The 440-nt window shown below is 38.2% G+C and carries 1 protein-coding gene; it reads left to right on the forward strand.

Annotated elements, in window-relative coordinates:
• Positions 1-440 (forward strand): TonB-dependent receptor domain-containing protein (locus GBI66_RS19270; RefSeq protein ID WP_151717192.1); only part of this gene is annotated, 440 nt, incomplete at both ends.

The raw sequence follows: 440 nt of genomic DNA on the forward strand, positions 1-440 counted from the left end.
GACTTTAGCCGCGAAAAAAGCGAAATGCCTTTAGATATTTTCGATCAAAAAATTTATGATCAATCTGGTGGCTTAGAGTTTGTAAAAATTGGCAAACTTATTTATTTACCTGAACTCACCACGCAAAGTGTGGGTGGCTTTGTACAGTTAAAACACCGTTTTAATGACCAATGGTCAGCAGAAGAAGGTACGCGTTATGAAGATAGCTATGCCCAAATTGATAGCTTTGTTCCATTATCACAATTAGGGAAGCCTAACCCTTATACCGTTGAGGGCGGAAAAGTGAAAGCTGATGCATGGTTGTACAATGCTAATGTGACTTTCTCTCCAAATGACCAACACTCGATTTATGCATCTTTTAACCAAGGTTTCCAATTACCTGATGTTGGTTTGATTATTCGTAATGCTGGTGAAGGTTTTAACCTTGGTTCATCATTCTT

Origin of the sequence: Acinetobacter sp. TUM15071 (assembly GCF_008980925.1) — a bacterium.
Taxonomy (GTDB): Bacteria; Pseudomonadota; Gammaproteobacteria; order Pseudomonadales; family Moraxellaceae; genus Acinetobacter; species Acinetobacter dispersus.